Consider the following 13688-nt stretch of genomic DNA (forward strand, 5'->3'; position numbering starts at 1 on the left):
CTTCTTCCGCTGCCCTGTGCCCCACGAATAAGGAACGGCAACCTACTTTGTCATCAATCCATCTGCCATCAATTCAATGAACAGCTCCATCGTCTCGTCGTACACGTCTTCCCCGATCAGCCACTTCTGCATAGTCAACAGAATGAGCGAGCGAATCAGGCTGACGATAATTTCCGGCTTATGAGAGGTCAGCCAGCCTTCTTCTTGCCAGCGGCGGATAAAAGGGAGAGCAACATCGGCATCCTTGTCAAAATGGGCGGCCAGCTTCTCGGGGGGAAGCTTCCTCACCAATTGCTCCATAACCTCCTCCTCATACAACTGGCGAAAAAACGGATTCTCTCCCATCACCGACAGCGATTTCCGCAGGAAGCGGACGAACCTTTCCTTAGTCATCACCCCGGTCTCTTCCGTCTCCTCCAGAAGCTGCCGGCGGACCTTCTCCTCCTCCAGCTCCAGCAGCTCGAAGTACAGCTCCTCCTTCGACGGATAGAATAGGTAGAACGTTCCCTGCGCGATTCCCGCAGCCTTGGTCAACTGCTCAATACTCGTTTTCTTTAGCCCGTACACCCCAAAGCATTCTTTACCCGCTTCTACAAGCCGCTCTCGAATGATCTCTTTCTCCCGTTCACTGAATTTCCTGGCCATCATGATCACTCCACATATATGATTCTATGAATAATTTTATTTTATATTCATAGTTAATGATAGACCAATCCTTTATTGCCGTCAATAGTTGAATAATTCGGATAAAAGTTTGTTAATATATCCAAAAAGTCTTGCGTACCAACGATCTCACCTAGTTTTCCCCTACAGGTGTACCTGCTATCCTATGAGTGTACCAACGGGATTCCAACGAGTTTGGCCATTACAGGAAATAAATAGACTAGAACCGTTCGAAACAGCATCAGCTGCGGGCATCATTCTGGAAAAAAACTGTTGCTAAAAATCATCTGTAGTTGTTCTGCTAAACTTGATAATATAGAGCAAATAGATCATATAACCAATAGAGGAGTGAAACCGATGGCGATCGCCGATCAAGTCTATAAAAATCTGGTAGCCGATATTTTGGAGAATGGGGTGTGGGATAAGGATCACGAAGTGAGAACCGTTTGGGAGGACGGGACTCCCGCGTATACCAAAAGTTTAATATGCAAGCAACTCCGGTTTGATAACTCGGAGGTTCCGATATTAACGACCAAAAGAGTGCCTTGGAAATCAGCCATCCATGAAATGCTCTGGTTTTATGTTCAAAGAACGAGCGATTGCTCTTACCTGGATCAATATAAGGTAAAGCTATGGAAGGAATGGACCAACGCCAACAACAATATTGGCAAAGCCTACGGTTATCAATTGGGCAAGCCCATCATGCTCAAGGGAAAGATTACCAACCAGATCGACCACTTGATTGACCAGTTAAAAAATAACCCGGCATCAAGAAGACACGTTATTTCCTTGTGGAATATTGATGATCTGGATCAGATGGAGCTCTATCCCTGTGTCTGGAATAATCAGTGGCTCGTCAAGCAAGGGAAGCTTCACTTGATCGTTAACGCCAGGTCCAATGATATTGGATTAGGCCATCCTTTGAATGTTTTCCAATATTATGTATTGCAGCGAATGATAGCCCAAGTGACAGGCTACGAGTTAGGAACTCTGACCTTCAATATTAATGACGCTCATATTTATGAAAGACATATAGAACCGCTGCAAGAACAGCTTCACCGGGAAGCCTACCCCGCGCCTACGCTATGGATCAATCCGGACATCCAGAGGTTCGATGACTTTACTATCGATGATTTCAAGTTGATTGATTATCAATACCAGCCCTCGATTAAAATGGAAATCGCCATCTAATTTTTGTCCCTCTCAAGCGTTAACGGCTATTGCCGTCTTGTTACGGCGGAATAACGTATCGCGGTGAAAACGCAAATGACATGCAGATGAGCATGTCATTTGCGAAAATGCGGTAATTAGGGTTGAAGACATGCAAAAGTACACGTCAATGAAATTGGACATCAATTTTTTTCTTGGTATCTCCTTGTACTTTGGGCATGCGCACTTCAAGAACTCCGTTCTTATAAGTTGCCTTTACCCCTTCGGAAGAAACGGCAGACGGCAGGGCGATAGACCGTTGAAAACGGCCGACAAAGCGTTCCTTCCTGTGCATGCTCTCTTCCTTCACTTCGTTCACTCTGTTCACCGATCCACTGATCGAAAGCACATTATTATCGATATCGATCGTCACATCTTCCTTCTTCTCCAGACCTGGAATGTCGCATGTCGCGACCACTTCACTTTCTGTTTCGTATACATCGACATTTAAATTGCCAAAGCTGGATGCCCCTGGCTTGAAAATAGAAAAATCATGGGTAAAAAAACGGTCCAGTTCTCTTCTTACGTTTTCAAGCTGGCGGAAAGGATCATGAGGAACTATAGGCATGTGCAAAACCTCCATCATATTTTTTTCTATATATGTGGCACTAAAGAAAGAGATCATTCCGTTCCGAAGGAAAGTGCCTCCGAAGCTTCAAATCATCATACTCCTTTCCCCAAAAGTGAAGATGGGTTCCGAAGCCATTCCGGGTACTTTTCGGGGACCCCTGCCCAAACATTATTGGAAGGGCCTTCGGATGGTGGGAATACAAAGCCAAAACTCGCCCTGGAAGCATCTTTCCTTCTCCACTCCATGATCTGTGAAATCTTTAGTTCAACTAATATAGATTACTATTTCCCAATAATGGAAGACTAATGCACTGCTTTAAATTGTCGAAATCGTCCATCCTCAAAGGAAAGACTTGATTTCCGGGAGAACGACATGTATCCTAAATCGATAAATAAGCTTTTATTTAAAGGAGCATCCGTAGCATGGCTAATGTAGACACTACCTCTTTATTGCTGCTGGCATTGGCCGCGTTGGGGCTGTTCAGCAACAATACACCCGTTTCGATCGCCATGATTGTCCTTCTTCTGCTGCGGGTCATGAATCTCCACCAGACCTTCCCGTGGATCGAGAAATATGGCTTAAGCATCGGCATTGTCATCCTGACGATCGGCGTCATGTCCCCTATGGCGAGCGGCAAGCTGACCATGCAGACGATTCTGCAATCTTTCTTACATTGGAAGTCTCTTCTCGCAATCTGCATCGGGATGCTGGTCGCCTTCCTGGGCGGCCGTGGGGCTGCTCTCATGACTAATCAACCGACGGTCGTGGCCGGGCTGTTGATCGGAACGGTCCTTGGCGTCGCCTTGTTCGGCGGAGTGCCCGTCGGGCCATTGATTGCCGCAGGCTTATTATCGCTCTTGATCGGCAAATCCTAGAAGTCCTATGAGCAGCAGCAGGAAGAGTAACCAGACAGACGGAAGGGCTTCCCATTATAAGCAATAAGCACTCGGGAAGCCCACTCGCTAAGCCAGCTAATTTACCTTCTTCATTTCCCCAGTCTCGCCACCGAACGCCGCTCGACCAGCTTCGGCTGCAGAACCATATCCAACTCGCTCTTGCGGCCGCCTCCCAACATTTCCAGCAAAATTTTGCACGCCAGCCTTCCCATTTCGTAATCAGGCTGCTTAATCGTGGTCAGCGGCGGAGTCGTCATTTTGCCAAATTCGATCCCGTCAAAGCCGATCACCGACATATCTTCCGGCACCTGTATCCCGTCATTAGCCAATTCATTAATAACGCCAAAAGCGGTCATATCGTTACAGGCAAAAATAGCCGTAGGCCTTTCCGGCAAATCCAAAAGCTCGCGGGTCAGCCTTTTGCCGTTATCAAATTCATAGATGCCGTCATACACATGCTCATGCTCAGATACCCGGACCATCGGCTCCAAGCCATGCTCTTGCATAGCATTCAAGTAGCCCTGATGAATACTGATCCGGCTGGGGCGGTTCAAGGGCGCGGTGACATAGCCTATTTTCTTATGGCCTCGAGCTATTAGATGCGAGGTGGCCATGTAACCGCCTTTAAGATAATCGAACTCGATTTGACAGACTCCTTCGGCATCGATTTTCTGATCCAGCGCAATGACATTCAGCCCCATATCGATAAAAGATTTCAGCAGTTTGGTATCCAGTGATATGGAAGAAATGATCAGACCTTTGACCTGCTTCTCAAAAATCGTCTGTAAATAGTCGATTTCCAGCTTGGGATCGTGGTGCGAATTGCATAACAGCACCTGATATTGATTTTCCCTTGCGATTTCTTCAATTCCTAGAATAACCGACGAGTAGAAGGGGTTCGTTATTGAAGGAATTATGACCCCTAAAGACATGCTGGTGTTAGTTTTCAACTGCTTCCCCAGCAAGTTGGGAATGTAGTTCACTTCTTGAGCTATTCTCAATATTTTCTCGCGTTTGGCGGCGCTAACCGGATAAGTACTGTTGCTGAGCACTCGGGATACTGTCGCGGAAGACACATTGGCCATTCTCGCTATATCATGAATAGTTATTGTTTTCTTCATTTACTAGACTCCATTTCAGGGTAATCGATTTCTAAATTATATCAAAATTACCTATAGAAATGAAGTGCGGGACGATTATCCGGGTATTAACCGACAGCTAAAGTCAGGGCCAAGCAATCATTTCCGCCGAAGACTCTTTATCCAGATAAAGTCTCCAATGGGGATGCGTTTTTAGAATCGTAGAAGGAACCTCAGGAGTTACACTGCTCTGCAACGTTTGGCGAATTGCCTTCGCTTTTACTTGATGAGGGACACAGGATACAATCTGTTTGCTTTGCAGAATTTGGTGAACTGTCATCGTTATCGCTTGCTTCGGAACTTCATCTATACTTTTGAACCAGCCTTCCCTTACCTGCTGTTGTTTGCAGGCATCATCCAGGTCAACAATTTTATACGGCTCTTTCGTGTGAAAGTCCGCCGGCGGATCATTGAAGGCAATATGGGCATTCTCCCCGATTCCGATTAACGCCAGATCGACCGGATATTTTGCTATCTCTTCATTCAGACGCTGGAGCTTCTCGTGGACGTCCTTCTCTCCGTCAACCAGCCAGTATTTATGCACTCCCGTAGGCTGGAGAAAACGTTCCTTCAAATATTTCCTGAAGCTCGCCGGATGGTCTTCCGACAGCTGGACATATTCGTCCAGATGGAACATCTCCACTTTATCCCATTCCAGCTCTGCTTTTACAAAATGAGTGAAAAAATCAAATTGAGACGCGCCAGTGGAAAGTAATATTCTCGCCCTCCCGTTCGCTTTTAACGTCTCCCGCATAATCTTTTCACAATACAAAGCCGCCGCCCGTCCCATTAAATCTGAATCTTCAGATATATGAATCAACAACGAAGCTAACCTCCTTTAGATCAAAAATATGTTGGCTTTTATAACAAATAAAAATACAGTAGAAAATAATAGTAATCGATTACTATTTCTCAGTATAACATAGCTTTCCTTATCCGTCGATATCGGAAAGGCCTCATGTGGAGAGATATCAATTCATTCAAAAGAACTGGGAAAAACCGCATCCGAAATGAACGGGAAAATGCGAAATTCAATTTAGTAGTGTTTAGGAATACAGGTTTAATTAAACAGCAGTACACAATTAGAGTGATGTGCGGATATCGTTTCGTTATAGCTTATTTGGGAGGCGCTTTCTCAAGCCCGAACATGCTCCCAAAATGATGTCCATTTTTTGCCATTTTCCTTGATCTATCAAGCAAAATAAAAGATAAAATTTTTATGAAAGCCTTTTCTAACGGACCGGCACTTTTATGCCTTTTCTGAATAATCTTAACATAATCACTACATGGTTTTGATGCTCCTATAACTATTGTATTCCATAATAGGAAGCATCGATTGGTTGTCTATCCACGCAGCGGAAAGGGTGAAATTATGAACACCGCATTAACTGATAATACTCCCCCCCTTCATCCAAGGTCAGGTCGGAAGAAAGGAAAGAAAAGAATAAGCCATAGTATCAAGCCCTATTTATTTTTGCTGCCTTGCTTGTTTTTTGTCGTTTTATTCACTTACTACCCCTTCGCCAAAACATTGCATCTAGGGTTTACCTTGGTGGATATGAACGGCGATCCGGTTGAATTTGTTGGGCTGGAAAATTATATCGAGGTGTTTAAGGATAAGCAATTTGCGAGAACGCTTCTAAATACTTTGAAGTATACAGTGGTCACCATTCCCGGAATATTTGTGATCAGCCTCACCCTGGCGCTGCTGGCGGAAAAGAGAAGAAAGGGAAGCACAATTTATCAAGTGATGTTTGCCCTTCCGATGGCTGTCTCGATGTCCTCCACGGTCATGATCTTTCAATTATTAATGAACCCGACCATTGGAATGTTCAACTATATTACCGGACTCGGCATCAACTGGTTCGGGGATGAGAATTACGCCATGCTGGGTATTGCTATCCTCAGCATCTGGATGGGACTCGGCATCAATTTCTTGTTTCTGCTAGCCTCCCTTCGCAACGTTCCGCAAGAATTACTGGAATCCGCCAGCATTGAGGGAGCAAATTATATACAGCAATTTACTAAAATTAAATTCCCTCTGATCACCCCGACAGTTTTCTTTCTGATCTGCACCGATCTTATTGGAGCGCTGATGGTTTTTGGACCTGTCATGATCCTGACTAAGGGCGGACCGATGGGATCTACCGAGACGATGATTTACTGGATGTACACCGAAGCGTTCGAGAAAGGTAAATATGGATACGGCAGCGCGATAGCCGTCATTATCTTTTTTCTCGTCATGCTGTTTACGCTGCTCACCTTTATCTATGAAAGAAGAGGGGTGCATTACTCTTGATCCGTCAGAGGACGCTGTCCGTACTCATGCCGCTAATCGGGTTCCTTGTCGGAGTTATCATTATTTTTCCAGTCATTTATTGTGTGGGAGTAAGCTTTATGAGCCCGGATGACCTGAGCTCCTATCCGCCCAAGCTGTTTTCCAGCAAGCTGTATTGGGAAAATTACATGACCGTATTTACGGCGACCCCCATCTTGCGATTTATGTGGAACTCCTTTTTTATCGCATTCGTGTGTACCATTGGGAGACTGATTACAAGCAGTCTGGCGGCATATTCTTTCGTTTTTTTCAATTACAAAGGAAAGCATTTCTGGTTTCTATTCATCCTGGGAACGATGATGATCCCCGGAGATATGCTCATTATTACCAACTACATTACGGTCGCCAAATTGAATTTAATCGATACTTATTCGGGAGTGATCGTGGTCATGCTGGCTTCGGCGGTGTATATGTTTATCCTTCGCCAGCATTTCATGACGATCCCTAAAGATTTTAAGGATGCGGCGTTTGTCGACGGTTGCGGTGATCTTCGTTTTTACTGGAGCGTGGTGCTGCCCGTCTCCCGGCCGATTCTCTCCTCTATCTTCATTGCTTCCTTCATCAATCTTTGGAATACGTATTTATGGCCCTTGATGGTAACGAATGCGGAAGAGATGAGAACCGTTCAGGTCGGGATTACGATGCTGCAGTTCGAGGAAAGTATGGTATACGGACCAGTTATGGCCGGAGTCACAGTTATTTTGATCCCCTCCATCCTGGTGTTCCTGATCTTTCAGAAGCAATTGGTCTTCAGTATTTCATCCAGTGGAATTAAAGGATAAACCGCTTAATACGGGAGGAATAGCTTATGCAAACCATCACAATCATGACCTTCAATCTTCGGGTCGATGTCCCTGCAGATCCCTTTGTATGGGAGCAAAGAAAGCATTGGGCGGCTCAAATGATAGAGGAGCAGGCACCGGATCTTCTTGGCACACAAGAAGCGAATATTCCGATGCTCGCCTGGCTAACCGAGCGATTCTCCCCTCTTTATGAAGTTTATGGGGTTAACCGTATCGCCTCAGAGGAGTGGGGAGAGTTCAGCGCTGTTTTCGTTAAAAGGGATAAGTTCTCCATCGTCAAAAAAGAATCCTTCATGCTTTCCGAAACCCCGGAAATCATCGGCAGTTCAGGATGGGATGCCCGCTGCGAAAGAATATGTTCCTGGGTGGAGTTGGCTTTGGCGAACGATACGGAGCCGGTATGGAGATTTTTCAATACCCATCTGGACCATGTGGGCCGAGTGGCCAGACAGGAGGGATTAAAGCTCATTACCGCCCGAATCAAGGAGCTGAATGAAGAGCGCCCGCTGCCCTTCATCCTTACGGGAGATTTCAACGATGTGCCGGAGAACGGACTGTTGAACCTGATTCATGAGCAGCTTCCAATGATCAGTTGTTATGACCTCCTGACCGAGGAGGAAAAACAGCATTCTCTTACTTTTCATGGCTATCGCGGCGGAACGAAAGGAGGCCCCATAGATTATATTCTAGGCAGTCCGGATCATCCTTTCCTGTCGACGACTATTATTCGAGATCAAGTCGAAGGGGGTTATCCATCGGATCATTATCCTGTCCTCTCTACCCTGCAATTCTAGGCAGTCATCTATTACTGCTGCGCAACAGTCGACCTTCTATATTTCAGCACTATATGAGCAGTTAGACAATTAGGCTTATACGCAGGCAACTGAAAACAACCTAACGACATGGAGGTAGCCATAATGAAAAAGCGCATCCTATCCCTTGTTACTATTCTTGCTGTAACGTTAGCCGGTTGTGGAGGAAGCGGCGGAGGAGGGGCTTCAACTGGAGCCAACTCCCCTAAACCGAACAACAACCAGACGCAAACCGGCACTAATCCGTCTGCACCAGCGGATAAGGGGACGATTCAATTAACGTTCTGGCATGCTATGGGCGGCGCCAATGAAGCTGTCGTCAAGCAGGTGGTTCAGCATTACAACGATACCGCCGGCAAGGAGCAAGGGATTGCTATAACGCCCGTCTTCCAAGGAAGCTATCAGGATTTGATGAAAAAAGTGAGAGCCGCCGTCCAAGCGAAGGATACCAAAAATCTGCCGGATATTGTTCAAGTTCCCGCTTCGGATACCGCCTATATCAAAGATGTCCCGAGCTTAGTTCCGGCCCATGTCTTGATCGCCAAAGATTCTTCCTTCAACATTAAGGATCTGGAGCCCAATGCGTTAGCGTCCTTCAGCTTTAAAGGAGAGCAGATGGGTGTTCCCTTCGCCAACTCTACCATCTTGCTGTATTACAATAAGAAGATGTTTGAAGAGGCCAGCCTGGACCCCGCTCAACCGCCCGCAACGATAGACGAATTAGGTCAATACGCGCTTAAGCTGACCAAGAAGAACGGCGATCAAGTAGCGCAATGGGGCTTCTCCGGTACGCCTGACCTGTGGCATATGTCCAGTTGGATCGGTATGCAGGGCGCCGGCTCCTATATTGGAAACAATAAGAACGGCCGGGAGGACACGATGACCGAGATCGAATTCGATTCCACAGGCACGATGAAGCAATTTTTAACGGAGTGGAAAAAAGCGATAGACTACGGCGGAATCCAGACGGGGACAGACGCCAACACGACCGAAGAATTTGCCGCCGGCAAGCTGGCCATGTTCCTCGCTTCGACCGCGGCGTTGAGAGGCGTGCTTAATGCCGTCGGAGATAAGTTCGAGGTAGGCACCGCCTTCTTGCCGCGGGTACAGGAAGGAGATCAAGGCGGAGTAGCCGTGGGAGGTTCAGCGCTATATGTGATGGACCGGGGCGATCAGGCCAAGATTGATGCGGCCTGGGAATATCTCAAATTCAGCGTGTCCCCGGAAACCCAATTGATGTGGCATACCGGGACCGGTTACTTCCCGGTGAACACGAAGACTTACGATCTGCCGCAAATGAAAGAGCATCTGGACAAAAATAAGCTATTCCAAACCGCCATTGACCAATTGCATGCTTCTTCTCCCGAAACCCAAGAGCCGTTAGTCGGGGTTCCGACGGAGTTTAGCCGGATCATGAAAGAAGAGATTCTGGCCTACGTCCTGGGAAGAACCGAGCTGGATACAGCGGTTCAAAATATGGCGGAGGCGAGCAATAAAGCCTTGCAGGATTACAATAAAGTAAATAAAAAATAGTGCAGCCAGGCTAAGCGAACCGCCGGCAAGCGATAAAATGGAAACTAAGAAGCTGACATCCTTCCCTGAGGCGTCAGCTTCTTCCGTCTAAGCTTCTAAGCTAAGCCGGTGCTTCATCGGACATTAGCAAGCATGGAGAACCCATCATATTGAATAACTGGAACATGACTTCACTTTCCACTGCTGTACCTCATATCCTCACTCTTCCTCTTGACAGACCATAACCAGGTTGCCGTCCGGGTCCGTGAGTGTGAAGTACGCAACGCCCCCATGCCGCTCAATGTCATGGAATATGCTCATGCCGTGCTGGGCCGCGTAAACATAGGAAGCTTCAATATCGTCCGTGTCGAACATGAACGGGATTTCATACGTCTCCCCGCGGCGATAGCGGTTATCGTCAAGTAAAATATGGGCGCCTCGCGAAGTAGGCAGCACGTAAATGGAATCGTCCGTTTCCTCTTCACGAAGCGGCATCCCCAACAAGTCGCTTATCCAGGCGGCCGCCGATTTCATGTCGCGTACGTTGACGAACACCCCGCCAATGCGCGGAATAATGGGGCTAGCTCCTTTAAACGGCTCAAATTCTTGACCGCCATCCTCCGCCCAGCACGCCATATAAGCCCGGCCATCCGGGGACCGGAAGTTGAAATAAGCCATGCCCGGATGCCTGTTCGGCTCATGGATCGGTTCGGCTTTGCCCTTCACGTAGGCATAGGCTTCATCTATGTCGTCGCAAGCGAACATAATGAGCGGCTTCATGTCCTCACGCCAATTCGGATCCTTCCGATTATTCTCGTTATTATCCAGAATCAGGCCCGTCCCGGGAAGATCAAACCAATAGACGGGCCCTCCGTTCAACCGCTCGTCATACAGCGGCATGCCAAGCAGCTCGCTGTACCATTCTGCCGCGCGCCGCAAATCCGATACATGCAGGAATATACTCGCTATCCGATCTTGTAACGGAAATGGATTCGTTGTAGCTTTCATACGGCCTTCCCTCCTATTCAGGCTGCTGCCAGGCTTGAAATTTATTGCCGTCGGGATCTTTAAAATTAAGCTGCAGCCCGCAACCTCCCTCGTCCCGGATTTCCTCCTCCATCCAAACGCCGGAGACCTGTAAGGAAGCATAAAGCGAATGAATGTTATCGGTTTCAAAGCAGAGCGGAAACATCTCAAAGGGCTCCCTGTCCTCCGACCAACCCGTCGTCAGAAAGGTCAACGGCGTCCTATCCGGGCAAGGGAGCAAGAACAGCCATTGGCCGTCCCCCATAATCATAATCGCGCCTCTTCCGGGTTGAACCGGTGAACGCAGCTTCAAGCCAAGCACACGGCCGTACCATTCCGCGGCGGCTTCTGCATCAGATACCGGAATATAGGCGCAATCGATTCTTTTCAACATCGCTTTCTTAGTTTGGCTCGTCATCGGATTATGACTCCTCTGCAGAATTAGCCAGCGCCACATAAAGATCAATTTCATTATCGGGCTGTTCCGGTTTATAACGCTCGTCCCAAATTTCGAAATCGAACGAATCCGGATGGCGGCCATTCTCCCTCATCCATTTCCCATAAACCAAATCATAAGTACGGCTCAGCTCAGACTCAAGCCCATAGTGAGTCACCTTAACATATTGCCGCTCGGGAAACGAGCGGACGGCCATCCCCTCAGGCGGAGCCGTCTCTTCGGTCACGACATATCCGATGTATTGGGTAAAAGCGTCTACTTGCGCATTAAAGCCCGGTTTATATGGATAGACCTGCACCAAATAGACATCGTCGGATAATCGCGATACAATCTCTTGCTTCCTGTTTAGAACAGTCTCGTAAGCTTTCTTGCCCAGCTTCTGTTCCATAATCTCTACTAGATTAGCAGTGAAGGTCACTCCAATGATGGTAAAAGCGGGCTTGGCAACGACGGCCGGCTCGGCCGATGGACTCACATTGGACATGCATTAATCCTCCTTCTATTTAGGTGAAATAGGAAAGTACAGATCGATTTCAGAACCAGGGTCAGTCCGGTTCCGGTAGCGTTGATCGTAGAATTCAAACTCATATACGCCGTCGTAGACATACTCAGACTGGGGAAGCCAGGAGGTCCAGAAATATTCGAAGCCTTCACCCAATCCGTCCAGTTCTCCCCGATAAGTCACAACCGCATAATGCGAAGCCGGGACCTCTATAGAGACCATTCCTTCGGGCAACTGGCCGAACGAGGTGACCCCGATGGCCGCCGTGTACGTAAACGGATCCCCCGGCTTAATCTCGGGAGTTTGTCGAATGAGTCCGTAGCCTCGGAATCCGACCGGATTGGCAATCTCACCGGCGCGCGAGTTAAGCTGGTCCCACAGCCGGGCAATGGCATTCTCCGATGGCTTCACATCGGGATCAGGCTGTACCTGCTCTTGCAGGCCTACCGCCATAAAAGCAGGCTTATACACCCGTTTCGTTTCAATAATCACAGAACAAACCTCCTTGAGCTTGTCGTTGAAATTGCTCACGGCCTCGTCATACAGCAAGGTGAGGGAAATCATGGGCAGCAGGCAAACCGGAAGATACAACCGTAAACGGCTACCGCCGTCCTTTAACGGTGGATCGACGTTTGCGCGGTGAATTATAAGCATGATTATAAGTGTAAATCTCATAAATCCTTATAATTATGAAAAAAAACACCGGAACGTTCTGTTTCGATTCGCGGTGCCAGTTGACTGATATGCGTATTTCACGAAAATTCTATGATGCTTATATCTTCCTTCCCGCTTCCAAATAGTATAAGTACGCAGTCCGAGAGTGCCGCTTGCAACTTTGGATCCATTATATCAGAACAAATGTTCTAAATCAATCTCTTTATAGTAAAATTTTACAAATATTCCTGTGGTGGCTTACTATTGAATTCAGCTCTCCAGCCTGAAAGTCGTATATTTCATGCCGGGATAGAATCCCAAACCAACATACTATCCTTAGACCAGATTTCCATTGGCATCCTCCTGGCTTTAAACAGATCCACGATTGGTAGAACTAGTTACGCGCTAAAAGCTGTCATCCTTTCCGATGACGACCGCGTTTGGGGCCTCAGAATCTCTAATAAAAAATCTCTCCGTTGCACTCCAAAGCAAAGCGCTCCTGAAACGTTCTTTCGAACTCGATTCTGTCGTCATATATTTTTTGGGACAGATCATAATTTAAAAGTGCTCGGCTATTTTCTATGTATTCCTGGTGCTCCTTGCTATCCCACAAGGCAACAGCGTCAAATACATTTTCCTCCGTGTGCGCGCTGTACATAAATTTAAGCCATATTTCCAAAGAGCCGAAATGATCCAGTACATCCGCATCCTGTACCAGCTTCACATAGAAGGGCTGCCCCTCCCGCTGTCTGGCATTATGAAGCGCGACCACTTCGGAAATCTGCTCCAGCTCTTGTGCCGTGCAGTACTCATTCAACAAATGAGGAATGAGCTGCGCTCCCATTTTGCCATGCGGCTCAATTCCTTTGGCTACATCATGGAATAAAGCGCCTACATAAATAATATCGTCCTTGGAGCTGTCCTCCGGAAACAAACTTTTCCTTAAGTGAATCGCCATATTGGCCACTCGCTGACCATGATAAAAGATAAATCCGCGTTCCCTTTGCAAATGCGATTTTCTGCGGCTCATCGTTTTCATCGCCACTTCTTTTATTTTCTCGATATCCATCGGGCAGCACATCCTTCTTATACTTTTTTAACCGTTC

At 47.2% G+C, this 13688-nt stretch carries 15 protein-coding genes; 6 read left to right on the top strand and 9 right to left on the bottom strand.

Features of this window, described 5'->3' with window-relative positions:
- Nucleotides 1-42: 42 nt before the first annotated feature.
- Complete coding sequence (locus KJS69_RS19160) at nucleotides 43-648, bottom strand: TetR/AcrR family transcriptional regulator (RefSeq protein WP_249730615.1); 606 nt, start codon at nucleotides 646-648, stop codon at nucleotides 43-45.
- Between the two features lie 372 nt (nucleotides 649-1020).
- Here KJS69_RS19160 and thyA point away from each other — a divergent pair, with 372 nt between their 5' ends.
- Nucleotides 1021-1854 (top strand): thymidylate synthase, encoded by an 834-nt coding sequence (gene thyA, locus KJS69_RS19165; protein ID WP_213585392.1) that lies wholly within the window; start codon nucleotides 1021-1023, stop codon nucleotides 1852-1854.
- Nucleotides 1855-1999: 145 nt separating this feature from the next.
- On the opposite strand, the gene KJS69_RS19170 is transcribed toward thyA, so the two are convergent.
- On the bottom strand, nucleotides 2000-2440 hold the full coding sequence (locus KJS69_RS19170; protein WP_213585393.1) for an Hsp20/alpha crystallin family protein: 441 nt from the start codon (nucleotides 2438-2440) through the stop codon (nucleotides 2000-2002).
- Between the two features lie 425 nt (nucleotides 2441-2865).
- Here KJS69_RS19170 and KJS69_RS19175 point away from each other — a divergent pair, with 425 nt between their 5' ends.
- Nucleotides 2866-3318, top strand: coding sequence for a DUF441 domain-containing protein (locus KJS69_RS19175; protein ID WP_213585394.1), 453 nt, complete (start codon nucleotides 2866-2868; stop codon nucleotides 3316-3318).
- Nucleotides 3319-3428: 110 nt separating this feature from the next.
- Here KJS69_RS19175 and KJS69_RS19180 read toward each other — a convergent pair whose 3' ends face one another.
- Nucleotides 3429-4460 carry a LacI family DNA-binding transcriptional regulator gene (locus KJS69_RS19180; protein WP_213585395.1) on the bottom strand — a complete coding sequence of 344 codons (1032 nt, stop codon included), beginning with the start codon at nucleotides 4458-4460 and terminating at the stop codon, nucleotides 3429-3431.
- Nucleotides 4461-4563: 103 nt separating this feature from the next.
- Complete coding sequence (locus tag KJS69_RS19185) at nucleotides 4564-5301, bottom strand: glucosamine-6-phosphate deaminase (protein ID WP_213585396.1); 738 nt, start codon at nucleotides 5299-5301, stop codon at nucleotides 4564-4566.
- 549 nt (nucleotides 5302-5850) lie between these two features.
- On the opposite strand from KJS69_RS19185, the gene KJS69_RS19190 reads away from it, so the two are divergent.
- The 4 genes from KJS69_RS19190 (at nucleotide 5851) to KJS69_RS19205 (ending at nucleotide 9964) form a co-directional block, all read left to right on the top strand.
- Nucleotides 5851-6777, top strand: coding sequence for a carbohydrate ABC transporter permease (locus KJS69_RS19190; RefSeq protein WP_213585397.1), 927 nt, complete (start codon nucleotides 5851-5853; stop codon nucleotides 6775-6777).
- A complete protein-coding gene (locus tag KJS69_RS19195) occupies nucleotides 6774-7598 on the top strand; it encodes a carbohydrate ABC transporter permease (protein ID WP_249730616.1) in 825 nt (274 codons plus the stop codon). Before KJS69_RS19190 ends, KJS69_RS19195 begins: the two co-directional genes overlap by 4 nt.
- 26 nt (nucleotides 7599-7624) lie before the next feature.
- Entirely contained in the window at nucleotides 7625-8413 is a 789-nt protein-coding gene (locus tag KJS69_RS19200) for an endonuclease/exonuclease/phosphatase family protein (protein ID WP_213585398.1), read from the top strand.
- Between the two features lie 123 nt (nucleotides 8414-8536).
- Nucleotides 8537-9964, top strand: coding sequence for an ABC transporter substrate-binding protein (locus KJS69_RS19205; RefSeq protein WP_213585399.1), 1428 nt, complete (start codon nucleotides 8537-8539; stop codon nucleotides 9962-9964).
- Nucleotides 9965-10162: 198 nt separating this feature from the next.
- Here the strand turns inward: KJS69_RS19205 and KJS69_RS19210 are convergent, their stop codons facing one another.
- The 5 genes from KJS69_RS19210 to KJS69_RS19230 all read right to left on the bottom strand — a co-directional run bounded on the left by KJS69_RS19210 (nucleotide 10163) and on the right by KJS69_RS19230 (nucleotide 13651).
- Complete coding sequence (locus tag KJS69_RS19210) at nucleotides 10163-10951, bottom strand: VOC family protein (protein WP_213585400.1); 789 nt, start codon at nucleotides 10949-10951, stop codon at nucleotides 10163-10165.
- A 13-nt stretch (nucleotides 10952-10964) separates the two neighbouring features.
- Nucleotides 10965-11387, bottom strand: coding sequence for a VOC family protein (locus tag KJS69_RS19215; protein WP_213585401.1), 423 nt, complete (start codon nucleotides 11385-11387; stop codon nucleotides 10965-10967).
- A gap of 4 nt (nucleotides 11388-11391) precedes the next feature.
- Nucleotides 11392-11910, bottom strand: a complete 519-nt coding sequence (locus tag KJS69_RS19220; RefSeq protein ID WP_213585402.1) for a GyrI-like domain-containing protein — start codon at nucleotides 11908-11910, stop codon at nucleotides 11392-11394.
- A 15-nt stretch (nucleotides 11911-11925) separates the two neighbouring features.
- Nucleotides 11926-12420, bottom strand: a complete 495-nt coding sequence (locus tag KJS69_RS19225) for a GyrI-like domain-containing protein (RefSeq protein WP_213585403.1) — start codon at nucleotides 12418-12420, stop codon at nucleotides 11926-11928.
- Nucleotides 12421-13039: 619 nt separating this feature from the next.
- Nucleotides 13040-13651, bottom strand: a complete 612-nt coding sequence (locus KJS69_RS19230; protein WP_213585404.1) for an HD domain-containing protein — start codon at nucleotides 13649-13651, stop codon at nucleotides 13040-13042.
- Nucleotides 13652-13688: the final 37 nt, after the last annotated feature.

The organism is Paenibacillus sp. J2TS4 (assembly GCF_018403245.1).
Classification (GTDB): domain Bacteria; phylum Bacillota; class Bacilli; order Paenibacillales; family NBRC-103111; genus Paenibacillus_L.